Source organism: Pseudomonas sp. Pseusp97 (assembly GCF_047304025.1).
In the GTDB taxonomy this organism is placed as follows: domain Bacteria; phylum Pseudomonadota; class Gammaproteobacteria; order Pseudomonadales; family Pseudomonadaceae; genus Pseudomonas.
Genome location: NZ_JBGLYK010000486.1, coordinates 1 through 543, shown reverse-complemented (window position 1 = coordinate 543; position 543 = coordinate 1). Strand labels below are relative to the sequence as shown.

The following is a 543-nucleotide window of genomic DNA, read 5'->3' as shown; positions in this document are numbered from 1 at the left end:
GGGCTGCTGGCGTTCACCCTGTCGGTGGACGAATTCATCATCGCCTTCTTCAACTCCGGCTCCGGCAGCGCCTCCACCACGCTGCCGATGCAGATCTACTCGATGATCCGCTTCGGCGTGACCCCGGAAATCAACGCCCTCGCCACCCTGGTGATGCTGGTCAGCTTCACCGCGCTGTTCGCCTCCCAACGTCTGAACAAGGTGCCCAAAGCCCATGACTAAGCCATCCGACCTGCTCGTGCTGGAGCAGGTGAGCAAATCCTACGGCGAGGGCCTGACGGCGGTGGACCAGGTGTCGCTGAGCATCCGCCAGAACGAGTTCTTCGCGCTGCTCGGCCCCTCAGGCTGCGGCAAGACCACCCTGATGCGCATGATCGCCGGCTTCGAGACGCCCAGCGCCGGCGCCATCTACCTGGATGGCCAGGACATCTCGCCGCTGCCGCCGAACAAGCGTCCGCTGAACCTGATGTTCCAGTCCTACGCGCTGTTCCCCAACATGACCGTGCGCGGCAACATCGCCTACGGCCTGGAGATGGAAAGGCT

General features: G+C 63.7%; 2 protein-coding genes. Both read left to right on the top strand.

Features of this window, described 5'->3' with window-relative positions; translation table 11 throughout:
• Positions 1-222: ABC transporter permease (locus ACCC94_RS30040; RefSeq protein ID WP_413353218.1), on the top strand; the 222-nt coding region annotated here is incomplete at its 5' end.
• Positions 215-543: ABC transporter ATP-binding protein (locus ACCC94_RS30035; protein WP_413353217.1), on the top strand; the 329-nt coding region annotated here is incomplete at its 3' end. The genes ACCC94_RS30040 and ACCC94_RS30035, both read left to right, overlap by 8 nt.